General features: G+C 68.1%; 23 protein-coding genes. 15 read left to right on the plus strand and 8 right to left on the minus strand.

Features of this window, described 5'->3' with window-relative positions; translation table 11 throughout:
* Nucleotides 1–47: 47 nt before the first annotated feature.
* Nucleotides 48–740, minus strand: a complete 693-nt coding sequence (locus RBB84_RS02525) for a hypothetical protein (RefSeq protein WP_156666063.1) — start codon at nucleotides 738–740, stop codon at nucleotides 48–50.
* 311 nt (nucleotides 741–1,051) lie between these two features.
* On the opposite strand from RBB84_RS02525, the gene RBB84_RS02530 reads away from it, so the two are divergent.
* From RBB84_RS02530 to RBB84_RS02560, 7 genes are all read left to right on the plus strand, one after another.
* A complete protein-coding gene (locus RBB84_RS02530) occupies nucleotides 1,052–1,411 on the plus strand; it encodes a hypothetical protein (RefSeq protein ID WP_064255867.1) in 360 nt (119 codons plus the stop codon).
* Nucleotides 1,412–1,677: 266 nt separating this feature from the next.
* Nucleotides 1,678–2,934 carry an IS701 family transposase gene (locus RBB84_RS02535; protein ID WP_350247120.1) on the plus strand — a complete coding sequence of 419 codons (1,257 nt, stop codon included), beginning with the start codon at nucleotides 1,678–1,680 and terminating at the stop codon, nucleotides 2,932–2,934.
* Between the two features lie 154 nt (nucleotides 2,935–3,088).
* Complete coding sequence (locus RBB84_RS02540) at nucleotides 3,089–3,367, plus strand: hypothetical protein (protein ID WP_064255866.1); 279 nt, start codon at nucleotides 3,089–3,091, stop codon at nucleotides 3,365–3,367.
* On the plus strand, nucleotides 3,360–3,773 hold the full coding sequence (locus RBB84_RS02545) for a helix-turn-helix domain-containing protein (RefSeq protein WP_156666062.1): 414 nt from the start codon (nucleotides 3,360–3,362) through the stop codon (nucleotides 3,771–3,773). Before RBB84_RS02540 ends, RBB84_RS02545 begins: the two co-directional genes overlap by 8 nt.
* A 1-nt stretch (nucleotide 3,774) precedes the next feature.
* The gene (locus RBB84_RS02550; RefSeq protein WP_064255864.1) at nucleotides 3,775–4,662 is read left to right on the plus strand and encodes a major capsid protein; all 888 of its coding nucleotides are present in this window, start codon (nucleotides 3,775–3,777) and stop codon (nucleotides 4,660–4,662) included.
* A gap of 1 nt (nucleotide 4,663) precedes the next feature.
* The gene (locus RBB84_RS02555; RefSeq protein ID WP_064255863.1) at nucleotides 4,664–4,843 is read left to right on the plus strand and encodes a hypothetical protein; all 180 of its coding nucleotides are present in this window, start codon (nucleotides 4,664–4,666) and stop codon (nucleotides 4,841–4,843) included.
* A 350-nt stretch (nucleotides 4,844–5,193) separates the two neighbouring features.
* Nucleotides 5,194–5,535 (plus strand): DUF1330 domain-containing protein, encoded by a 342-nt coding sequence (locus RBB84_RS02560; protein WP_006550595.1) that lies wholly within the window; start codon nucleotides 5,194–5,196, stop codon nucleotides 5,533–5,535.
* 1 nt (nucleotide 5,536) lies between these two features.
* Here RBB84_RS02560 and mug read toward each other — a convergent pair whose 3' ends face one another.
* Together mug and RBB84_RS02570 are read right to left on the minus strand one after the other, a co-directional pair.
* Nucleotides 5,537–6,103 (minus strand): G/U mismatch-specific DNA glycosylase, encoded by a 567-nt coding sequence (gene mug, locus RBB84_RS02565; protein ID WP_064255862.1) that lies wholly within the window; start codon nucleotides 6,101–6,103, stop codon nucleotides 5,537–5,539.
* 25 nt (nucleotides 6,104–6,128) lie between these two features.
* The gene (locus tag RBB84_RS02570) at nucleotides 6,129–7,514 is read right to left on the minus strand and encodes a carotenoid oxygenase family protein (RefSeq protein ID WP_024103413.1); all 1,386 of its coding nucleotides are present in this window, start codon (nucleotides 7,512–7,514) and stop codon (nucleotides 6,129–6,131) included.
* Nucleotides 7,515–7,697: 183 nt separating this feature from the next.
* On the opposite strand from RBB84_RS02570, the gene RBB84_RS02575 reads away from it, so the two are divergent.
* Together RBB84_RS02575 and RBB84_RS02580 are read left to right on the plus strand one after the other, a co-directional pair.
* On the plus strand, nucleotides 7,698–8,636 hold the full coding sequence (locus RBB84_RS02575; protein ID WP_006550592.1) for a winged helix-turn-helix domain-containing protein: 939 nt from the start codon (nucleotides 7,698–7,700) through the stop codon (nucleotides 8,634–8,636).
* Between the two features lie 126 nt (nucleotides 8,637–8,762).
* Complete coding sequence (locus RBB84_RS02580) at nucleotides 8,763–9,521, plus strand: DUF1906 domain-containing protein (RefSeq protein WP_024103415.1); 759 nt, start codon at nucleotides 8,763–8,765, stop codon at nucleotides 9,519–9,521.
* Here the strand turns inward: RBB84_RS02580 and RBB84_RS02585 are convergent.
* The 3 genes from RBB84_RS02585 to RBB84_RS02595 form a co-directional block, all read right to left on the minus strand.
* The gene (locus RBB84_RS02585) at nucleotides 9,518–10,960 is read right to left on the minus strand and encodes an MFS transporter (RefSeq protein WP_064255861.1); all 1,443 of its coding nucleotides are present in this window, start codon (nucleotides 10,958–10,960) and stop codon (nucleotides 9,518–9,520) included. The two genes, RBB84_RS02580 and RBB84_RS02585, sit on opposite strands and share 4 nt — an antisense overlap.
* A gap of 156 nt (nucleotides 10,961–11,116) precedes the next feature.
* Nucleotides 11,117–11,500 carry a hypothetical protein gene (locus RBB84_RS02590; protein WP_231911969.1) on the minus strand — a complete coding sequence of 128 codons (384 nt, stop codon included), beginning with the start codon at nucleotides 11,498–11,500 and terminating at the stop codon, nucleotides 11,117–11,119.
* A gap of 87 nt (nucleotides 11,501–11,587) precedes the next feature.
* Nucleotides 11,588–12,430 carry a hypothetical protein gene (locus RBB84_RS02595; RefSeq protein ID WP_064255860.1) on the minus strand — a complete coding sequence of 281 codons (843 nt, stop codon included), beginning with the start codon at nucleotides 12,428–12,430 and terminating at the stop codon, nucleotides 11,588–11,590.
* Nucleotides 12,431–12,808: 378 nt separating this feature from the next.
* Here RBB84_RS02595 and RBB84_RS02600 point away from each other — a divergent pair, with 378 nt between their 5' ends.
* Entirely contained in the window at nucleotides 12,809–14,062 is a 1,254-nt protein-coding gene (locus RBB84_RS02600) for a mannosyltransferase (protein ID WP_064255859.1), read from the plus strand.
* Here RBB84_RS02600 and RBB84_RS02605 read toward each other — a convergent pair.
* The gene (locus RBB84_RS02605) at nucleotides 13,998–14,294 is read right to left on the minus strand and encodes a 4a-hydroxytetrahydrobiopterin dehydratase (RefSeq protein WP_006550586.1); all 297 of its coding nucleotides are present in this window, start codon (nucleotides 14,292–14,294) and stop codon (nucleotides 13,998–14,000) included. The two genes, RBB84_RS02600 and RBB84_RS02605, sit on opposite strands and share 65 nt — an antisense overlap.
* A 25-nt stretch (nucleotides 14,295–14,319) precedes the next feature.
* Between RBB84_RS02605 and RBB84_RS02610 the strand changes: the two genes are divergently transcribed.
* A complete protein-coding gene (locus tag RBB84_RS02610; protein ID WP_024103420.1) occupies nucleotides 14,320–14,742 on the plus strand; it encodes a (deoxy)nucleoside triphosphate pyrophosphohydrolase in 423 nt (140 codons plus the stop codon).
* Nucleotides 14,743–14,766: 24 nt separating this feature from the next.
* Here RBB84_RS02610 and RBB84_RS02615 read toward each other — a convergent pair whose 3' ends face one another.
* Nucleotides 14,767–14,943 carry a hypothetical protein gene (locus tag RBB84_RS02615; protein ID WP_006550584.1) on the minus strand — a complete coding sequence of 59 codons (177 nt, stop codon included), beginning with the start codon at nucleotides 14,941–14,943 and terminating at the stop codon, nucleotides 14,767–14,769.
* Between the two features lie 360 nt (nucleotides 14,944–15,303).
* On the opposite strand from RBB84_RS02615, the gene typA reads away from it, so the two are divergent.
* The 4 genes from typA (at nucleotide 15,304) to RBB84_RS02635 (ending at nucleotide 20,465) form a co-directional block, all read left to right on the plus strand.
* Nucleotides 15,304–17,190 carry a translational GTPase TypA gene (typA, locus tag RBB84_RS02620; RefSeq protein WP_006550583.1) on the plus strand — a complete coding sequence of 629 codons (1,887 nt, stop codon included), beginning with the start codon at nucleotides 15,304–15,306 and terminating at the stop codon, nucleotides 17,188–17,190.
* A 79-nt stretch (nucleotides 17,191–17,269) separates the two neighbouring features.
* On the plus strand, nucleotides 17,270–19,318 hold the full coding sequence (locus tag RBB84_RS02625) for an ABC transporter family substrate-binding protein (RefSeq protein WP_197481807.1): 2,049 nt from the start codon (nucleotides 17,270–17,272) through the stop codon (nucleotides 19,316–19,318).
* Complete coding sequence (gene mshB / locus RBB84_RS02630; RefSeq protein WP_064255857.1) at nucleotides 19,297–20,220, plus strand: N-acetyl-1-D-myo-inositol-2-amino-2-deoxy-alpha-D-glucopyranoside deacetylase; 924 nt, start codon at nucleotides 19,297–19,299, stop codon at nucleotides 20,218–20,220. The genes RBB84_RS02625 and mshB overlap by 22 nt, the downstream gene beginning before the upstream one ends.
* A gap of 86 nt (nucleotides 20,221–20,306) precedes the next feature.
* A complete protein-coding gene (locus tag RBB84_RS02635; RefSeq protein WP_006550580.1) occupies nucleotides 20,307–20,465 on the plus strand; it encodes a hypothetical protein in 159 nt (52 codons plus the stop codon).
* Nucleotides 20,466–20,506: the final 41 nt, after the last annotated feature.

Below are 20,506 nucleotides of genomic sequence, written 5' to 3' on the forward strand. Positions count from 1 at the left end.
AGAACGCCTCAGGACACGTCCTGGATATACGAGGACGAACTGCCGCGCTACTCGGTGGGCCGCTCCCCAGCGGGTGGGTCCTGGAGTTGTTCGGCCGGCGCGGGCACCTCCCCTGCCGGGGCTTCGATTGTGGGCTGGGCGGGCGCGTCCTCCGGACCCTCGTCGAGAACAGGGACCCATGCGGCAACAGCACCAGCTAGTGCGATGACCGCAGCAACGACCGCGACCAAGAAGCCGCGGAATCCCCATCGCCCTGAGCTCTTCGCGTCCTTCAACTGTTGCACGGACACGTCGTAGAGTTTCTTTGCCTCATCCAGCTGCTCGGTAGCGGTGGAGTGAAGTTTCTTTGCCTCCTCCAACTGCTTCTCGGAAACTGCGCGATGTTCCTGAGCGACCTGGAGGTGGTCCGCCGCAATCTGCATGTGCTGGTCGGCTGACTTCTTGTATTCCTTCATTCGCTCGACCTGTTCACGGCTCAGCCCTGCGAGTTCCTCGTGGTCGGCGCGCTTCTGCGCCGCTTTCTCGGCTTGGATCTTCTCGATCTCAATTCTCGACTGTTCAAAAAGCTGCATGTCCTTCTCGTGCTGCCGAGCAAATCGTGCTTCGAGGTCCCTGCTCTGGCGGAAGTGGGCCGAGAAGTCTGGCAACACGCTCTCTTTGAAACTGTCCGGGACCTTCGGCAGCTGAGAGCGCATCCAGTCGGACAACGGTGTCTTCTCGTTGAGCTCGTCCTCGTCCATGCAGGTATTGAACACTGCCGGACGGACAACGAAGTGAACCGCTGAGCGGGTCTCCCGACCATATAGCGCGTTAGTTGAAACGAAACGTTAGTTAAGTCGCCCAATAACCCGGGGTGCGCACACCCGCGACCTGCGACCAACTCAGGCTTTCCGTTAGTTCCCTCTACTACCCGACCGGGTCCACGCGTCCAATACGACCACTGGGAGGCCGCCTGCCGGGCAGGCGAGAGCGAATCCGACGCACCGAAGGGAGCCGGATCTTCGGCCCCTCCTCTACGAAGAGTCCCGTTTCAACAGATCGGAGATATTCAATGAGCACCTACAGACCGAAGCCGAAGGCCCGCAACAAAAAGCAGGAACTCGGCTACGCCCACCAGCAGGTCCGGAAGCGTCTGCTGGCGAAGCACCAGGACGGGTCCGCCTGCTGGTGGTGCGGTGAACCGATGTACGCCGACGCGGCCAGCAACCCGGACGGCCTGGCCCTCGCCGCAGACCACGACGTGGCCCGGGTGAACGGCGGGATCAAGGCGTCCCGGCTCCTGCACGGGGCCTGCAACAGCCAGCGCGGGGACGGGTCGTGGGATGACCGCCGACCGGCGCTGACGGACCGTCCATTCAGCCGGGACGAGGATCCGGACGAGCGCGCCCGGTGGACCCTCCTCGACTGGTAGCGCGTCACGTGTGCTGGTCCCGAGGGACCCGGGCCGGCACTACTCTGTTACCCCCTTATTAGACCCCGGAGTCGTTACGGGGAGAGAAAACAAGACTTGCTGCGAGATGGGGTCTTCACCCCATATCCCCTAAGACTTCCCGGGCCTTTCCTCCGTTTCCACCCCCCTGAAATACCGATTCCAGTCTCCTAGTAGGACTTTGTTAGGTTCACCACTTCCTGTGGTGGGGACTCGAGATTCGGCGGGGTTTCCGAGACGATAACGAGGTGGATGCCGCAGCCCTGACCGATGTCGGTGAACGCCTCGATGTGTTCATCGACGAGGTGTTCTCCTCGCTCAAGCGCAAGGATCAGCGAGCGACGGCAGGGGTGTATACGCGGGGATTGATGCTCGACGGGCGCCGCAAGTCGATGCAGCCGATGGCCGACCGACTCGGGGTCGATCACCAACGCCTACAGCAGTTCGTCACCACCTCACCATGGGATCCGGTTCCGGTACGGAAAACGCTGTCCCGCAAAGCGTGTGATCTGATCGCACCGGATGCATGGGTCATCGACGACACCGGATTCGCCAAGGACGGCGACGCCTCGCCGTGCGTGGCCCGGCAGTATTCGGGCACCTTGGGCAAGGTCGGAAACTGCCAGGTCGCGGTCAGCGTGCACGCCGCCACCGATACTGCCTCCGCACCCCTGGACTGGCGGCTGTATCTGCCCGAGAGCTGGGACGACACCGCCGCCCAGGATCCGGAGACGGCTGCCTCGATCACCGCCCGCCGGCGACGCAACGCGATTCCCGATGAGGAGCGGTATCGCAGCAAGGCGGCGCAGGCCCTCGAGATGCTCGACGAGCTGATCTCGTGGGGCCGGACCCCACCGGTGATCGTCGCCGACGCCGGCTACGGCGACTCGGCCACCTTCCGGCAAGGCCTGACCGACCGCGATCTGGTCTACGTCGTCGCCGTCAAGGGCGCCACCCTCGCGCACCCCGCCGACGCGGTCCCGGCCGCCGCCGCGTACTCCGGACGCGGGCGGCCGCCGACCCGACGCTACCCGGCGGCGGCCACCTGCCGGGATCTTGTCGTGGCGGCCGGAACCGCGGCGCTGACCGAGGTCACCTGGCGTCGCGGAACCAAGACCGGCCCCGCCAATCCGACCGCGGCGATGCGCTCGAGGTTCGTGGCGCTGCGGATACGCCCGGCCAACCGCACCATTCCCCGTGATGAGGACGGTGTGCTGCCGCAGGCGTGGCTGCTGGCCGAATGGCCTACCGGAGCTGCCGAACCGACCGATTTCTGGCTCGCCACCCTGCCCGACGTCACGCCGATCGCGGAGCTGGTGCGGCTGGCCAAGATCCGCTGGCGCATCGAGCACGACTACCGGGAACTGAAAACCGGACTCGGACTCGATCATTTCGAAGGCCGGTCCTGGCTCGGGTGGCATCATCACGCCACCCTCGTCACCGCCGCGCACCTGTTCATCACCACCCTGCGGCTGACCGGCCCAAAAGCGATTGGGCAGGACTGACTCTCTACGGAATCGTGCGCGAACTTCAACGCGCACTAGCCTATTGGATCGGTACCTGCCCGACCTGCCACCACACCTTCCCAACCTAACAAAGTCCTACTAGGCCGAAGGAAGCCAACGGAGACACCAGAACGACCCCAAAGGAACACGACGAATGTACGACTTCAACGATTTTGACGCCTTGTTGGCCGACCTCGAGCACCTCGACCCCGTCCAGACCCTCCAGGCCCAGTTGGTCCATGGCCCCTCGGCCCGAGTGAGCCGCGAATACCTCAACGGCCGACCTGTCGACGGCGGCCCCGCTGACGATGGCTGGATCGACGCGGACCCGCACCCCGCGTTGCTGGCCGAGCTCGCGGACCTCGGCACCGACGAACCCGAACCCGACGAACCCGGAGCGCCCCTTGACCAGCAGGAGGGCGACGATGCCTGAACCGCTGATGTCTGAACCCCGGTCCGGCCGAGTGTCCGGGGTCGTCCTCACTGACGAGGACGCCGCCCTCGTCGTGGCCCTGGTCGACCAACTACGCGCACTGGGTCGCAGGCACGGGTTCGCGGTGGGTCGCCGGATCCTCGAGCTCCGGTCCGTTTGCGCCCCTACTGATGTCGCCACAAACGCGCAAACCACGGACCTCGACTGGCTGATTTGCTCGTCGCAGAGCCTGGTCGATTTCGTGGACGTCCCGACCGCCGCAGCCTCTTTGGAGTGCAGCCCGCAGAACGTCCGCTGGTTGATCCGGGCAGGACATCTCGACGCCTCGAAGGTCGGCGGGAGGTGGGCCGTCGAGATCGAGTCTCTGCGGCAGTACGAGCAACAACGAAGTACGAAGGATGGATGAAATGAGCTTTCTGCAGCCCACGCTTTCGGGCCAGCGTCTGACGGTCGAACAGGCAATCCAGCAGCCCCTACGCGTAAATCGCCGGATCAGTGAGCTGGTCGCGCCGAAGCTGGTCGCGCCCCGGTTCTTCGCGAACCCGTCGAAGCGCCTCGAAGGTGGAGCTCTGCTCTACCAGGTCGTGACGGCCGAAGACCTGCTGTCGGGTCCGATCTCGCATCGCGCGCCCTACAGCGAGTACCCGGTGGTATCGAATCCGGAGCCGAAGTTCGCGCTCGCGCCGACCATCGATCAAGGGGGGAAATTCAGTCTGAGCCGGGAGGAAGTCCGGCGCGACGCGGTCGACGCGATAAACACCCGCACCACGCAGCTGGCCAACCGGATTGCGCGGGCCATCGACGAAACCGCCATCGCCGCAGTCGAGGCCGCCATCGCGGACAACCCCGACGCGGTGGTCCCGGGCAACGACTGGTCGGCCCTGGTGACCCTCGGTCCGGAGACTGAGCTGACCCCGAGCCACGAGCGCCCCGAGGCCGACTTCGCGAACGCGCAGCTGGCCGCCGACCGCGACGACATGGGTGTCACCCTGGACACGATCATCACGAACCCCGTCCAGGCCGCACACCTGCGCACCGCCTACGGGTCCGGGCTGTCGCAGCTGCTCGGGTCGTTCGGACTCGAACTGGTGACCTCGAACCTGGTCCCGTCCGGTACCGCGTACGTGGTGCAGGCCGGAGCGGTCGGCATCTCGGCCGTCGAGGAGCCGCTGCAGACCAAGACTTGGTTCGACGACCGCGACCAGGTGCACTGGGTGCAGTCGTTCGTTTCCATGGCCTTCGCCGTGAACGGTCCCCTCAGTGTCAAGAAGCTCACGGGCTTGGCGGGGGTCTGACATGACGAACCGAGCTGGACACGAGCGGATCGTCGCGGCGGCGATTAAGGACGGCCGGGTCCACCCGGCCCGTCGCGGCCACTGGCTCGAAGCGCTGCAGCCGAACCCCGAGCAGGCCGAGCGACTGCTGGCCTCCTTGGCCCCGGGTCTGCCTCCCGAGGGCGAGCCCTGGGTGGTTTGATGAATTGAGGGGTCAGACGATGCCCTACGGCCCCTCACCTGGGCGGACTGGTCCCTCGCCCGGGAGATCTCCTTTCGTGGAGTTGGTGGAGTAGGTGGGGGCCTCGTCGTGTTCGGAGCCGTGTACGGACCTCGGGCTCCGTACAGTTCGGAGCTGGCTCCGTACAGCGGCCCCCGTGGACACGGATTGGACACACTCTGCGCTCGAGCCGGGTCGGCCCGCGTCATCTCCTGTCGAGCGTTCGCGCAGGTCCCGCCATCAAGGGGGCCTCCGGGCCGGGCCGCGTTTCGCCAGGGCGCTTACTTCCGGGGTAATCGATTCCGTGCACGACGCGGCGCAGGGTGGTCCCCATGAACGCATACGCAGTGGCTCATCTCCGCAACGTCGACCTCAACGACGACATCGTCCGGTACATCGAGACCATCGACGACACCCTCGCCCCGTACGACGGACGCTTCCTCGTCCACGGCGTCGACCCCGAAGGGATGGAAGGACCCTTCGAGGGGAACCTCGTGATCATCGAATTCCCCGACGTCGACCGTGCCCGGTCCTGGTACGAATCCCCGGAGTACCAGGCGATCCTCCCGCTCCGCACCGAGAACTCCGAGGGATGGGCGGTCGTCGTGCAGGGCACACCGCCCGGCTACCGCGCCACCCACTTCCTCGACAAGGTGTTCGGCGCTCAGCGGTAGTTCAGGACAGGATGCCGGCCGCCCGGGCCGGTTCGGCGTAGGCCCGCGCCAGTGACTCCACCGTCTCGTGGGCGTTCAACCCGCTCGGATTGGGCACCACCCACAACGGGACGTCGCCGATCGTGTCGTCCTGCCGCCCGGCCTTCGCCTTGCGCCGGCCGAAGGCCGCGCGGTAGGCGGTGATGCCCGCGACCGCCACGGCGCGAGGGCGGAACTCTGCCACCACGTGCGCCAGATGGCGTCCGCCCTCACGCAGTTCCTCGTCGGTGAGCTCGTCGGCGCGGGCCGTCGCACGCGGCGCCAGGTTCGTGATGCCGACACCCCGCTCGAGCAGGTGATCGCGGACGGCGTCGCTCATACCGGACGACGCGTCGATCGGCCGGTCGACGATGCCGGCACGGAACAGGGCGGGGTAGAAGCGATTTCCGGGCCGCGCGAAGTGGGCTCCCGTCGCCGCGGTCCACAATCCCGGATTGATGCCGACGAACAACAGGCGGCAACCGGGCGCGACGAGATCGGGGATCACCGCATCGCGGAAGGACTCGAGTTCGGCTCGTGTGAAACCCATCCATCCAAACTAGCCGGAGCGACGCTCAGTCCGGCGGGAGCCAGGCTCCGTGCAGGCCGGCCGGGACACGGATCGGCAGACGGACCCGCGCGATCGGGCCCGATGCCGGGTCGGATGCGGGGAAGATCAGGAACCAGCTCGACATGTCCGCGCGGTCGGTGGCGATGGTGCCCCAGTGGTCCGCCGCGTCTCCCGGCATCAGGATCGGCTCGCCGGGAGCGAGACTGTCGTGCGTCCACACCGACTCCGTACCCGCCTGTACGTCGAACCAGCACAACGAATCGGCCGATCCAGGAGGTAGATTCGAGGATCCGCTCTTGCCGATCGTCGCTACCACGCGGTGACCGAGGGTTGTGGACCGGTCGTCTATGCGCGGGAACTCCATGTCGCGCTCGCACAGGACGGTCCGCGTGATCCCGTTCCGTCCGATCACCGCACGGCTCAGGGTGGACCGGTTCGGTTCGCTCTGCCGAGTCAATCCGCCGGGATAACACCATTCGACGTAGTCGAGCGCGACGTCGCCGTCGGGCAGGTCGAAGGCGTTGGCGGTGTGCCACATCCAGAACGTGTCGGTCGAGAACCACCGCACCGCGCCGCCGTCGCGGGGGACGAGCGCGACACGCGTTCCGAGATCCGGCTTCCAGTCGAGCGGCGACCCGCCGGAGAAGATCTGCGAGAGATCGAACACGAGCGGGGCCAGGACCAGGACGACATAGGTCGGCGTCAGTGCCATGTCGTGGATCATCAACGGCCGGTCCATGCCGTCGATCGGGGTGGGCGCGCGCGTCACCGTCCCGTCCGGTGCGACCACCGACCAGGTCAGATACGGCGGGTCGAGCATGTAGCAGAAGGCGACCATCTCGCCGGTGTGCGGATCGATCTTCGGGTGCGCCGTCAGCCCGACCGGCAGGGTTCCGTCGAAGGTCTCGCGTCCGAGCGTCTCGAGGTCGGAACCCAAGGTGTACGGTGGCGCCGCTTCGGCCATCGCCATGAGCCGCCCGCCGTGCCGGACGATGTTGATGTCCGGCAGCTCGCGCATGGTGTTCGCCAGGTCGGGCCCGACCTCCTCCTCGGGAGGGAAGTACGGATCGGTGATGCCGGCCCACAGCGCGCGACCGGCCTTCTCCTCCGCGACGACCTGCGGGGTCCGCACGAACCTGTTCGTGTAGCGCGCGGTGCCCCCGGCGATCTGCACGCGGTGGACCATGCCGTCGCCGTCGATCGGGTAGACGTAGTGACCGATCGGGTCGAAGCGCGGATTGGGTCCGTTGCGGAGATAGCTTCCGTGCAGATCTGCGGGCAGTTCCCCGTGGACCTCCAGCTCGCGGACGTCCACTTCCTCGCGTTGAGGCGCGAACAGGCCACTGAGATGCGGATGGTGTGCCAGGTCGACAGGCGCCGGACGTTGCATGACGACTCGCTTCGGTGGAGGCGATTCTTCTGTGGGGCAATCGTAGGACCGGGAAGGGCGATCGGTTCGTGATTCGGCGCGCCCGATCCCACACCCACGGACGGGGACCGTGCATCGGATAGGGTTGTTGCCTACGTGCAGGACTGATAGTGCGGCCGCACGGCCGCGACGTTAGGGGAAGGTGTGCAGCGCCGGAACGCGATCGGAAACTCCGTCCGGAACACCGGAGGTGACGAGGCCACGTTGCCGCCGTACACGGATCTTCTCTGGCCGACCGTGCAGGCGGTGATCGAACTCGGCGGATCCGGTGTCATCGAGGAGATCGATTCCGCCGTGATCTCCCGGACGGGACTGTCCGAGGCCGCACAGGCGGTACTCCACGGTGACGGCCCCGGAACGGAGATCGAATACCGGCTGGCCTGGGCCCGGACTTACCTCAAGGGCATGGGTCTGCTGTCGAATACCCGCCGCGGTGTGTGGAGCGTGACCGACCGTGGCCGCGCCGTGCGCGAGTCGGAGATCAAGCCCATGCAGGTCGCGTACACGGCCGAGAAGCGTCGCAAGCGCATGGTGCGGAACGTCTCGCAGGGTGCCCAGGTCGTGCCGCTCGCAGCCGCCCCCGAGGATCCCGAACTGTGGCGCGAACCCGTCCTCGGTGCCGTCGCCGACCTGTCGGAGGACGGTTTCGAACGGCTCGCCACCGCGGTACTGCGCGCGGCCGGATTCACCACCCTGACGATTCCGGCCCCGGGCGGATCCCACGCTCCCGAGGGCGCCGGTCACGTCGAGGGCACCGGTGTCCTGCGCGTATCGCTGCTGAGCTTCTCGGTGTTCTTCCGTTTCCTGCGGGCACCGGAGAAGGCGGGTGCCGACGTGGTCCGCGAGTTCCGCGCCGCGATGGTCGGGCGGGGCGAGAAGGGTCTGCTCGTCGCCACCGGATCGTTCACCGAGGACGCGCGCGCCGAAGCCCACCGGCACGGCGCCCCGCCGATCGATCTCGTCGACGGCGACGGGTTGTGCGATCTGCTCAAGGAGCACGGTCTCGGTGTCCGTTCCACGGTGCGGACGGTCGAGGACGTTTCCCTGGTGCCGGCCTTCTTCGCCGAACTGTCCGGCCGCTGACCTCGTAGCGCCGTTGCGGATATCGCCTGCCGCGACCTGTCGAATTCTCGGTGTGGCCGGTGGGACGCCTGTGATTGTGATGCAATACGGCGGACGTACAGACGGCAATACGAAGGACAGGTTGCGATGAGCCTTTCGCGGCGGGACATGTTGCGGTACGCGACGCTCGGATCGGGCGTCGCGTTGATCTCTGCGCTCGGCGCACCGGGTCTGGCTCAGGGACGCCCGGTGCTCGGGACCATCATCGACTACTCGGCCGCCGTACCGTCGCCGTCGTCGATCCGCGCCGCCGGCCATATCGGCGCCATCCGGTACGTGTCCGATGCGCGACCCGATGCCGCCTGGATGCGCGCCAAGCCGCTCACCGGACGGGAAGCGGATGCGCTGCTCGACAGCGGACTCGAAGTGGTCTCGTGCTACCAGTACGGCAAGGCCGCGACCGCCGACTGGCTCGGTGGTTACGAGGCGGGGCTGAAGCACGCCCGGCGCGGCCTCGACCTCCACTACGCGGCCGGTGGCCCGGAGAACCGGCCGATCTACGCCTCGATCGACGACAACCCGACCTTCGAGCAGTTCACGCTCCAGGTCGTGCCGTATCTGCTGGGCTGGCAGGAAGTGGTCGGCGCCGGAAATCTCGGTGTGTACGCCAACTCGCCGACGATCGACTGGGCGTCGGCGGTCTCCCTCGGGTCCTTCTACTGGCAGCACGACTGGGGCACGCCCAAGGGCTACGTGCATCCGCGGGCGAACCTGCACCAGATTCCGGGCGAGGTCCGGATCGACGGCATCGGCGTCGACATCAACCACGTGCTCACGCCCGACTACGGCCAGTGGTCGCTCGCCGGCAGCGCACCGAGTTCCGACCCAGGACTGCCGGGCAGTTAGCGATCCGGTCGGGTGTCGTCGACGGGTCGCACGGAGCGGCCCGGCGGCGGGATGAGGATCGTGAAGACCAGTCCCACCACCGCCGCCCCCATCGCCACCAGGAAGGTGGCGCGGAACCCTTCGAGTGCGGGCACCACGGAGTCGCCGATGCGCTGGGTCATCGCCGCCAGCATCACGCCCACCACCGCTGCGGCACTCGTCGTGCCGATGGACCGCATCAGGGTGTTGAGGCTGTTGGCCGCGGCGGACTCGCGTAGCGGCACGGCACCCATGATGAGTGCGGGCATCGCGGCGTAGGCGAGGCCTATGCCGGCGCCGATGAGCATCGACGCGCCGACGATGTGCCAGACCTCCTGGTACAGCACGTACGCCATCAGGTATCCGAGGCCTACGAGCACCGTGCCGCAACCGAGGGTCACGCGCGCGCCGAACCGCGTCGTGATGCGCGCCGAGACGGGGGACAGCGCCATCATGACGAGCCCCGCGGGGGCGAGCGCGATACCGGCGGTGACCATCGTCTGCCCGAAGCCGTAGCCGGTCTCCGTCGGTGCCATCAGCAGCTGCGGGAACGCCAGGATGTTCGAGTACATCGAGAAGCCGATCGCGACCGACGCGAGATTCGTCATGAGGATCGGTCGGCGGGCCGACAATCGAAGGTCCACGAGAGGTCGCGGTACCCGCAGCTCGTACAGGCCCCAACCGACGAACACCACGACTGCCCCGGCGAGCATCCCGAAGGTGGCCGGGGCGGTCCAACCCCAGTCGTTGCCCTTGGTGACCGGCAGCAGCAACAACACGAGGGCGACGGAGAGCAACAGTGCCCCGGCGACGTCGAAGCGTCCCGGATTGCGTTGCGACGACTCGGGCACGACGAACAGGATCGCGGCGATCCCGATGAGCCCGAGGACCAGCGACGCGACGAACAGCATGTGCCAGTCGGTCGCCTGGGCGACGAAGGCCGCGGAGGGAAGGCCGATCGCGCCGCCGACACCCATCGTGGCGCTGATGGTGGCCATGGCGCCCGGGAGTCGCCGGGAAGGCAGCTCGTCGCGCAGGATCGCGATACCGAGCGGGATCGCGCCCATCGCGGCGCCCTGGAGAGCCCGGCCGACCACGAGCGGGACGAGGCTCGTCGCGAGCGCGCAGACCGCCGAACCGAGCACCATGAGCGAGAGCGAGGTCAGCAGCATCCGGCGTTTGCCGAACATGTCGCCGAGGCGACCGCTGATGGGGGTGACCACCGCGCCGGCGAGCAGAGTCACCGTCACAGCCCAGGACGTGTTCTCGGGTGACGCGCCGACGAGCACCGGCAGCCGCGGCAGGATCGGGACGATGAGGGTCTGCATGAGCGCGACGCTGATCCCGACGGTCGCGAGGACCGGCACGATGCCGCGCGGGGCAGGAATCTCCCGGGTGGAGAGCGGTGTCTCTACGGCCATGCGGCTCCTCGGTCGGGGCCGGGGTGACGCGGCCTACAACGACAATTTGTGCGCAATACGAACGACGCTGCCATCGTGTCTAACACGGCAGGGCCGTCGATCCCTAGTACCCTCCCGCCGTCCGGTCCTGCGTGGCCGTTCGACCGGCGTCCGGTGTCAGGACTGACAGTGCTTGTCGGGCTCGGATTCGTCGACGGTGATCGAGAGCGGCGGATGCTCGTCGGGCGCGGAATGATCGCCGCGCCACGCCAGCAGCGACCAGCGCGACAGGCCGGACAGTGCCGAGCCGAGACTCGCGAACGACAGTGAGGACAACGCCGAACCGAACGACCCGACGGAGCCGATGGACAGAACCGACCCGCAGCTACCGATCGACAGGATCGAGTACGAGGAACCGATCGACAGGATCGACCGTTCCGAGGCGATCGACAGGATCGAGCGGTGAGAGAGGAGTGAGCGGCGGGAATTCACGGACGCGGCGCCGGCAGGGTGCCGCAGACGACGCTGCTTCGACGGGATGCGCGACGCGGTGAAGGTCATGCTCCGGTCTATCACGCCCGGCGTCGACGGGGGAAGACACGAAGGCCGCCGGGAGAAACTCCCGGCGGCCTTCGGTGAGTACGTGAATCAGGGAACGGCGACGAGACCCACGGTGGGCAGGAAGGTGCACGAACGCGGATCGGCGCCCTCGTCCTGCGTGGTGATTCCACCGGAGATCACGGCAAGGACCTGACCCGAACCGGTGTCGGCGATCGCGCTCAGCGTGGTCGGGCCGTCGGGGTTGATCTTCGCGTCGTTGGTGAGCGGTTGCGTGCCCGTGCGTCCGTTGGAGACGTTGACCCAGCTCAGGGTGAGCGGCTGTTGCTGTTCGCCGGCGGCGGGTGCGGTGCCCAGCGCGGTGAAGACGAAGCCGGTCTGGCCTGCGCCCGGTCCGGGAGGGGGAAGGTGCGACGGGCCCGCGACCGCGAGGGCGGTGCCCACGGAGTCCTGGCTGTCGCCGATGCAGCCCTTGCCGATAGTCGGGTAGAGGAACTGCGAGATCACCACGGCGCCGGGCTCGGGGATCTCGGGTCCGCCGCCGCCGCTGCCATCGAGGAAGGTGATGACGCGCTGGAGCGTGCTCTTCACCGATTCGGGGAGCTCGGAGTTCGCGAGCAGTTCCTTGGCCTGCGCCAGCAGGTCGTTCTTGCCGTCGGTCGCGTCGGCGACATCGGCGGGGCCCGCGGCCGCACCGATGATCGCGGGCGCGAGGGAAGCCAGGGCCTCGGCCTCTTCGGGGTTCGCCCGGACCCCGGCGAGCAGGTCGGTCAACGACTCTACGGAAAGATCAGCGGGAATCTCGAACTGGGGCAGTTCGACGAGCCCTGCCAGGTCCGGCAGTACGGGTGGCGCCGGTTGCGCGACGGCCTGCGTAGGCACGGCCAATCCCGCGGTGGCGGCGAGTGCGCACAGCGTGAGCGCCCGTCGCATTCCTCGAGTACGAAGCACTGTTCCCCATCCTTGTCGTTGAAGCATCCGGTTGTTCGGGACGAACGACCGGATGCTGACGGCTCGAGGAGACACTCTATGGACCCCCCGCACACGGGACAAGCCTGCCGTTTCGGAACGGCGCGCCTATCGCTGGTTCGGGATTCTAACCACGGGGTGTTCCGTCCCTCGGATCCTGTCGAACATAACGCGTTCGACCTGAGAAGATTGTGACTGTAGATGAAATCGTTACGGGAGTGAACTCCGGTTCGTTTGCATGCCTATCGGAACGGTAATCTCCTTCGCCGGGTCCGGTTCACCGGACGGACGTTCGACGGGAGAGGCCGCACCGCAGTGCCACGAGGGTTTCCTTCGCACCGGATGTGGTGGTGCGCGGCGTTACTGGCGCTGTCCGTCGTCGTCCGGATCGCCTGGGGATTCATCACTCCCAACGGCATGAACCTCGTCGACCTGCACGTCTACGTCGACGGATCGGCCGCTCTGCTGCAGGGCGACCTCTACGGGTTCACCTATTCGGAGGACACCCCCGACTTCCCCCTGCCGTTCACCTATCCGCCCTTCGCCGCGCTCGTCTTCCTGCCCCTGCACCTGATCCCGTTCGGGATCCTGGGCGTGGCCTGGCAGCTGCTGACGGTCGCGGCGCTGTTCGCCGTCGTGTGGATCTCGCTCGAACTCGTCGTGGACGCGCGGGCACGGAGCCGGTCGTGGGTCGGTGTCGCGATGCTGTGGACGGCTGCGGGCATATGGACCGAGCCGGTACGCACGACCCTCGACTACGGCCAGATCAACGTCTTTCTCGTCCTCGGCGTGATGCTCGCGGCCCGCAGTTCCCGGTGGTGGCTGTCGGGTGGGCTCGTCGGCGTGCTCGCCGGGATCAAGCTCACGCCTGCCATCACCGGCCTGTACTTCCTCGCGCAGCGACGCTGGCGCGAGGCGGTGTTCTCCGCGGTCGTCTTCCTGGGGACCGTCCTGGTGAGCCTGCTCGTGCTCGGCTCCCAAGCCGCCACCTATTTCGGGTCCCTCTTCGGCGACGCGGATCGGATCGGGCCGGTCGTGTCGGTGTGGAACCAGTCGCTGCGCGGAGCGCTGGGTCGTATCGCGGGTGAGGACGTCGGACTCGGGCCGGTGTGGCTGGTCGGCGTCGTGGTCTGCGCGGTCCTCGCGTTCGCGGCGTGGCGGTCGCTGGAACCGCTGCCCGACGGAACGCGCGACCGTCTCGGCACGCTGCTGATCGTGCAGCTGTTCGGTCTGCTCGTCTCGCCCATCTCGTGGGTCCACCACTGGGTGTGGGTGGTCCCGTTGCTGCTGTGGCTTCTCTACGGACCCTTGGCGCGGTCGCTCGGAGCCCGCATCGTCGCCGCGTGCTGGGCCGCGGTCACGCTGATCGGCGTTCCGTGGGTACTGAGTACGGCGCAGAACTCGATCTGGGATGTCGAACGTCCCGCTCCGCTCGCCTGGCTCGGCGCCGTCAACGTGGTCGGTGTCCTCGCCGTCTACGTCGTCGTGATCCTCGCAGCCCGGGGACGTGAGGGGCAGGACGAACGGGTGACTACAGACCCGAGCGCCGTGCCTCCTCGTCGATCCGACGCGCAAGAGCCGGATCCGACTCCGTGATGCCACCGGCGGAATGCGTGCTCAACGCGAAGGTCACCTTCCGCCACCTGATGTCGATGTCCGGATGGTGATTCGCCTCCTCGGCGACGACGGCCACCCGGTCGACGAGTGCGATCGCGTCGGGGAAGGTGGGCGCCTCGATGGTGCGGACCAGCGACTGTCCCGCGCGGTGCCAGTGCGGCAACTCGGCCAGCGCGGCGTCGATCTCTCCGTCCGTCAGCAGCTGGGACATGACTCATTCTGGGACGATGCACGTCATGTCTGCAAGCACATCGTCCGCGAGTACACCGGCGCCCGACGGGCACGTCGTGGCCGGCGCCGTCATCCGGGACGGACGCGTGCTGCTCGCCCAGCGCACGCGGCCCGTCGACCTCGCGGGCCTGTGGGAGTTGCCCGGAGGCAAGGCGGAACCGGGGGAGAGCGTGGAGGCGGCGCTCGTGCGGGAGCTGAGGGAAGAGCTCGGTGTCGAGGTGCGCGGTGCGGAGCGACTGGGGGTCGCGGTGCCGTTGGCCGGAGGTCGCGAGTTGTGTGCCTACAGGGTCGAACTCGTCTCGGGTGATCCCGAGCCGCTGGACCACGCGGCGTTGCGGTGGGTCGACGCGGACGAACTCGGGGAGGTCGATCTCGTCCCGGCCGATCGTGCGTGGATTCCCGATCTACGCGAACATCTGCGGCGCTGAGGTCATACGGCGCACGCCTGGTGGTCAGGCGGCGCGGGCCTTGTCGAGATACTTGCGCAGTTCCTTCTTGCTGAGCCCGTCGTTCTCGACCTTCTTCATGCGCATGACGACGACGGGGCATTTGAGGCACCGCGTCTTCTTGCGGCAGCACTTCTTCTTCGGCTTCAGGCCTGCGACCTTGCTCGCCTTCACCTTCCCCATACGTCCCGCCTGCCTTCCACGGTCCTGCGCGCGGCGAATCACCGGCGGGCGAAGGTTAGCATCCCCTTACTCGTGGACCCAGGGGTGCATGTGGTGCCGGATTCGGCGGTTACGTCTCCTGGGGGAGTGTCGAGCGTCACCCCGATCGTCGCCGACCTGCGGGTATCTGATGAGGTAGAAGCGGCGACCGACGAACGGCCTGTAAAGTGTATTGACGGCCGCAGTGCCTGCACGCCGAGAATCGGACGGGGCAGGTAGCTCGCAATCTCGCGTCGCGGCCATCGAGACGAACGCCGTACGGGCGAGGTGCCGACCGGGTCCAGTGCCGTGTGGCCGGACTACAGCCAGGAGAGCTATCGCGTGAGCACCGCTGATTTTCGGAACGTCGCCATCGTGGCGCACGTCGACCATGGAAAGACCACTCTCGTCGACGCCATGTTGCGCCAGTCGGGCGCGTTCGCCGAACGTGCGGAACTCGTCGACCGGGTCATGGACTCGGGCGACCTCGAGCGCGAGAAGGGCATCACCATTCTCGCGAAGAACACCGCGGTGCACCGTCACCACCCGGACGGCACCGTCACTGTCATCAACGTCATCGACACCCCCGGCCACGCCGACTTCGGCGGTGAGGTCGAGCGCGGCCTGTCCATGGTCGACGGCGTCGTCCTGCTGGTCGACTCCTCCGAGGGCCCGCTGCCGCAGACCCGCTTCGTGCTCCGCAAGGCGCTCGCCGCGTCGCTGCCGGTGATCCTCGTGGTCAACAAGACCGACCGCCCGGACGCCCGCATCGCCGAGGTCGTCGAGGAGAGCCAGACCCTGCTGCTCGACCTCGCGTCCGACCTCGACGACGAGGCCGCCGAAGCCGCCGAGCTCGCCCTCGAGCTGCCCGTCCTCTACGCCTCCGGTCGTGAGGGCAAGGCCTCGAAGAAGCAGCCCGAGAACGGCCAGGTCCCCGACGCCGAGAACCTCGACGAGCTCTTCGAGGTCCTCATGGAGTGCATCCCCGCACCCAAGGGTGATCCGTCGGCGCCGCTGCAGGCCCACGTCACCAACCTCGACGCCTCCGAGTTCCTCGGTCGTCTCGCGCTGCTGCGCATCCACCAGGGTGAGCTGCGCAAGGGCCAGACCGTCGCGTGGATGCACGCCGACGGCGTCAAGAACGTCAAGATCACCGAGCTGCTCAAGACCGTCGGTGTCGAGCGGCAGCCGGGCGAGGTCGCGGTCGCCGGCGATATCGTCGCCGTGGCCGGCATCCCGGAGATCATGATCGGCGACACGCTCGCCGATCCGGAGAACCCGGTGGCGCTGCCGCGCATCACCGTCGACGAGCCGGCCATCTCGATGGTCATCGGCACCAACACCTCGCCGCTCGTCGGCCGGGTCAAGGGCCACAAGCTCACCGCTCGCATGGTGAAGACGCGGCTCGACTCCGAGCTCGTCGGCAACGTCTCGCTGCGCGTCCTCGACATCGGACGCCCCGACGCGTGGGAGGTGCAGGGCCGAGGCGAACTCGCCCTCGCCATCCTCGTCGAGCAGATGCGCCGTGAAGGCTTCGAGCTGACCGTCGGCAAGCCGCAGGTGGTCACCCGCACCATCGACGGCAAGCTCCACGAGCCCTACGAGGAGCTGACCATCGACAGCCCCGAGGAGCACCTCGGCGCCATCACCCAGCTGCTCGCGAACCGCAAGGGCAAGATGGTCCAGATGACCAACCAGGGCACCGGCTGGGTTCGTATGGAGTTCATCATCCCGTCGCGCGGTCTGATCGGTTTCCGTACCGACTTCCTCACGGAGACCCGCGGCACCGGCATTTCCAACGCCATCTTCCACGGTTACGCGCCGTGGGCCGGCGAGATCCGCGCCCGCCACACGGGTTCGCTCGTCTCCGACCGTGCAGGCTCGGTCACCCCGTTCGCGATGATCCAGCTCGCCGACCGCGGCACCTTCTTCGTCGAACCGGGCAGCGACACCTACGAGGGCCACGTCGTGGGCATCAACCCGCGCGCCGAGGACCTCGACATCAACGTCACCCGCGAGAAGAAGCTCACCAACATGCGCTCTTCGACCGCCGACGTGATGGAGACCCTCGCCAAGCCGATCGAGCTGACCCTCGAGGCAGCGCTCGAGTTCTGTGCTGCGGACGAGTGCGTCGAGGTCACGCCGGAGGACGTGCGCGTGCGCAAGCTGCACCTCTCGCAGACCGACCGTGCGCGTGCGCGGTCGCGGGAGAAGGCCCGTAACAAGTAGTCCAGGTGTGGGGTGGCCCCGGCGAGCGCATGCTGGCCGGGGCCACCCACGTACCACCTGCCTCACGGAAGGAGCCCGAGTGTCGCGTACGCGCGCTCGTCGCCGACTGATCGGGGCGACGGCCGGCCTGGCCGTGGCTGCGCTGGTCCTCACCGGTTGCACCGCCGACCCGCCGCCGCCCATCGAGCAGACGGAGCCGACCACGACCCCGGCTCCCGCTCCGAAGCGCAGCACGGTGGTGGTCGCGATCGACGAGGTCGGTTCGGGCTTCAACCCCCACCTGCTCGCAGACCAGTCGCCCGTCGCGAACGCCGTTGCCGAACTCGTGCTCCCGAGTGCCTTCCGGGCCGTGCCCGATCCGGAGAATCCCGCTGCAGCACTGTGGGTTCCGGACGACTCGCTGCTGCTGTCCGCGGAGGTCACCGACGAGGCGCCGTTCACCATCACCTACCGCCTGCGCGACGAGGCCCAGTGGTCGGACGGAGCGCCGATCGTTGCCGAGGACTTCCGGTATCTGTGGCGGCAGATGATCACCCAGCCCGGCGTCGTCGATCCTGCCGGCTACCGCCTCATCGACGACATCCGATCGTCGGGCGGAGGCAAGATTGTCACCGTCACCCTGCGCGAGCCGTATCCGGCCTGGCGCGAACTGTTCACGAATCTCTTGCCCGCCCACCTGGTCAAGGACACTCCGGGTGGCTTTTCCACCGGCCTGTCCGAGACGATTCCCGTGTCCGGCGCGCGATTCCACGTCGACAACGTCGATCGGGGGCGCGCCGAGGTGCTGCTCGAACGCAACGACCGGTTCTGGGGCACCCCGGCCGGACCCGACGAACTGATCATGCGCCGCGCCGGCACCGACGCCCAGGTGACCGAATCGGTGCGCAGCGACGACGCCCAAGTGGTCCAGAGCGCGGGCGGTGTCGCTCTCGAGGCGCAGCTCGCCGCCGTGCCGGGTGTGCGGACCGGCGTCCAGCTCCAGCCGCGCACCCTCGATCTGACCCTCAACACGCGCACCGCCGAACTCGCCGACCCGGTCGTCCGGCGAGGCATGCTCGACCTGCTCGACCCCGAGCTGCTCGGACTTGTCGCCACGGCCAACAGCACCGGGGTCGTGCGGGCGCGGGCCCAGGTGCTCGCGCCGTCCGATCCGGGATACACCGACACGATGCCGGCGCGTCTGTCCCGGGAGCAGGCCCTCGGACGTCTCGCCGAGGCCGGATATCTACCCGTCCCGCCTGCCGTGCCCCCGGTGCCGACGGACCCCGACGCACCCGGCCCCGAAGCGCCGGAGGCCGCTGCACCGGAGACGGGGGCATCCGAGACGGCGGCATCCGAGACGGCGGCATCCGAGACGGCGGCATCCGAGACGGCGGCGCCGACGAGCGCGACTCCCGGACCGAGAACCCCCGACGGGCCGGCCCTGCCCGAGGGCACCCTGGCCCGGGCCGGCGTGCCGTTGACGCTGGTCGTGGGCGTGCCGGAGGGTGACGAGACCGCCCGCGCCGTCGCACGCACCGCCGTCGACCTGTGGCGTGGCGCCGGGATCGACGCATCGGTCGACGAACTTCCCCCCGACGAGCTGTACGGCGAAGCCCTCGTCGAGGGCACCGTGCACGCGGTCGTCGGCTGGATGCGTGCCGGTGGAGACCCTGCCACCGCCGCGCTGTCCCGATTCGGATGCGTCCCGGTGGCCGCAGCACCCACCGTGGCGGGGGAGGACCTGCCGACCGTGCCCGAGTCCGACCTCCCGGCGCAGCCCGACGCCCCCGGGACGGCGGAGGCGGCACAGTCGTCGGACCCCGCGACCACCACGCTCGACGAGGACGACGTCGAGGAACGTGAGGATGCGCTCGCAGCGCAGCTCGAGGCTCCGAGCAACCTCTCGGGTGCGTGCGATCCCGGTCTCGAACCCGATCTGCTCGCTGCACTGAACGGCACCACCGACCCGGCGAAGGTCGTCGCCGACGCGCAGGCCAGGCTGTGGGATCTCGCGGTGAATCTGCCGATCCTGCAGGACCGGGCCGTTGTCGCCGCCGGTCCGGGCGTCGAGAACGTCTCGCTGACAGCCGCCGTCGCCACCGGTATTCTCGGCGACGCCCATCTGTGGGGAAGGACCACACCGTGACCGATGCTCCGGGAGCTCTCCCCGACGTTGCGGATCGACGACTTCTGCTCGTCCACGCCCATCCCGACGACGAAACCCTCACCACCGGCGGCACCATCGCCCGGTACGTCGCCGAGGGCGCCGAGGTCACCGTCGTGACCTGCACGCTCGGTGAGGAGGGCGAAGTGATCGGCGACGAGTGGGCCCAGCTCACCGCCGACCGCGCCGATCAGCTCGGCGGATACCGCATCCTCGAACTCACCCGGGCGCTCGACGCGCTCGGCGTCGAGCGACCGCGTTTTCTCGGCGGTGCCGGGCACTGGCGCGACTCCGGGATGGCGGGCACCCCGTCCGCCGACAATCCTCGCGCCTGGGTCAACGCCGACCGCGACGAGGCGATCGAGGCGCTCGTCGCCGTGATCCGCGAGACGCGTCCGCACGTGGTCGTCACCTACGACCCGTTCGGTGGCTACGGGCATCCCGACCACATCGCGGTGCACGAACGGGTGACCGCGGCCGTCGAAGCGGCCGGCACCGAGGACTATCCGTCCGCCGGGGCGGCGTGGACCCCCGCGAAGGTGTACTGGACCGTCGCCGAACGGTCCGCGCTCGAACGCGGCATCGCCGCCATGGGCACGCTGCCCGACGGCTGGCGCCGACCGGAGGCCGGCGAACTGCCGAGCGTGCCCGACGACGAGGTCACCACCGTCGTCGACGTCCGCTCGGTTCTCGACGCGAAGCGGACCGCGATGGCCGCGCACACGACCCAGGTGCTGGTCGCGGAGGACGGCGAGCAGTTCGTGCTCTCCAACTTCGTCGCCCAGCCCGTCTTCGACCAGGAGCACTTCGTGCTCGTGCGCGGGCAGCTCGGCCTGACCGACTCCACGGGACGAGAGGACGACCTCTTCTCCGGCATCGGCTAGTGTGACCCGAGTCATCAACGAGGCTGTGGGTGGTTCGCGTCACCCGGCCTCGCGTACCACGCAGGCACACCGTCAGGGGGTTGTCGATGTACAACTGGTCCGTCCAGAACCAGATCGTCGCGTTCGTGGAGTCGTTGAGGCCGTACGCCGACGAGATCCGGGCCGACTACTGGCACGCTCTGTACTCCTTCGCCGACCAGCAGAGCGCGCTGCTCACCATGCTCGGATACCCGCCGGTTCCCTGACGTCCCGTGCGTGGGTCGCGGATGGTTCCGCGGACCCCGGT

The organism is Rhodococcus sp. D-6 (assembly GCF_040256695.1).
Classification (GTDB): Bacteria; Actinomycetota; Actinomycetes; order Mycobacteriales; family Mycobacteriaceae; genus Rhodococcus; species Rhodococcus pyridinivorans.

Coding starts and splice junctions, on each gene's coding strand:
- RBB84_RS02525 (WP_156666063.1), bottom strand. CDS start 740: ATGGACGAGGACGAGCTCAACGAGAAGACACCGTTGTCCGACTGGATG.
- RBB84_RS02530 (WP_064255867.1), top strand. CDS start 1,052: ATGAGCACCTACAGACCGAAGCCGAAGGCCCGCAACAAAAAGCAGGAA.
- RBB84_RS02540 (WP_064255866.1), top strand. CDS start 3,089: ATGTACGACTTCAACGATTTTGACGCCTTGTTGGCCGACCTCGAGCAC.
- RBB84_RS02545 (WP_156666062.1), top strand. CDS start 3,360: ATGCCTGAACCGCTGATGTCTGAACCCCGGTCCGGCCGAGTGTCCGGG.
- RBB84_RS02550 (WP_064255864.1), top strand. CDS start 3,775: ATGAGCTTTCTGCAGCCCACGCTTTCGGGCCAGCGTCTGACGGTCGAA.
- RBB84_RS02555 (WP_064255863.1), top strand. CDS start 4,664: ATGACGAACCGAGCTGGACACGAGCGGATCGTCGCGGCGGCGATTAAG.
- RBB84_RS02560 (WP_006550595.1), top strand. CDS start 5,194: ATGAACGCATACGCAGTGGCTCATCTCCGCAACGTCGACCTCAACGAC.
- mug (WP_064255862.1), bottom strand. CDS start 6,103: ATGGGTTTCACACGAGCCGAACTCGAGTCCTTCCGCGATGCGGTGATC.
- RBB84_RS02570 (WP_024103413.1), bottom strand. CDS start 7,514: ATGCAACGTCCGGCGCCTGTCGACCTGGCACACCATCCGCATCTCAGT.
- RBB84_RS02580 (WP_024103415.1), top strand. CDS start 8,763: ATGAGCCTTTCGCGGCGGGACATGTTGCGGTACGCGACGCTCGGATCG.
- RBB84_RS02585 (WP_064255861.1), bottom strand. CDS start 10,960: ATGGCCGTAGAGACACCGCTCTCCACCCGGGAGATTCCTGCCCCGCGC.
- RBB84_RS02590 (WP_231911969.1), bottom strand. CDS start 11,500: ATGACCTTCACCGCGTCGCGCATCCCGTCGAAGCAGCGTCGTCTGCGG.
- RBB84_RS02595 (WP_064255860.1), bottom strand. CDS start 12,430: ATGCGACGGGCGCTCACGCTGTGCGCACTCGCCGCCACCGCGGGATTG.
- RBB84_RS02600 (WP_064255859.1), top strand. CDS start 12,809: ATGTGGTGGTGCGCGGCGTTACTGGCGCTGTCCGTCGTCGTCCGGATC.
- RBB84_RS02605 (WP_006550586.1), bottom strand. CDS start 14,294: ATGTCCCAGCTGCTGACGGACGGAGAGATCGACGCCGCGCTGGCCGAG.
- RBB84_RS02610 (WP_024103420.1), top strand. CDS start 14,320: ATGTCTGCAAGCACATCGTCCGCGAGTACACCGGCGCCCGACGGGCAC.
- RBB84_RS02615 (WP_006550584.1), bottom strand. CDS start 14,943: ATGGGGAAGGTGAAGGCGAGCAAGGTCGCAGGCCTGAAGCCGAAGAAG.
- RBB84_RS02635 (WP_006550580.1), top strand. CDS start 20,307: ATGTACAACTGGTCCGTCCAGAACCAGATCGTCGCGTTCGTGGAGTCG.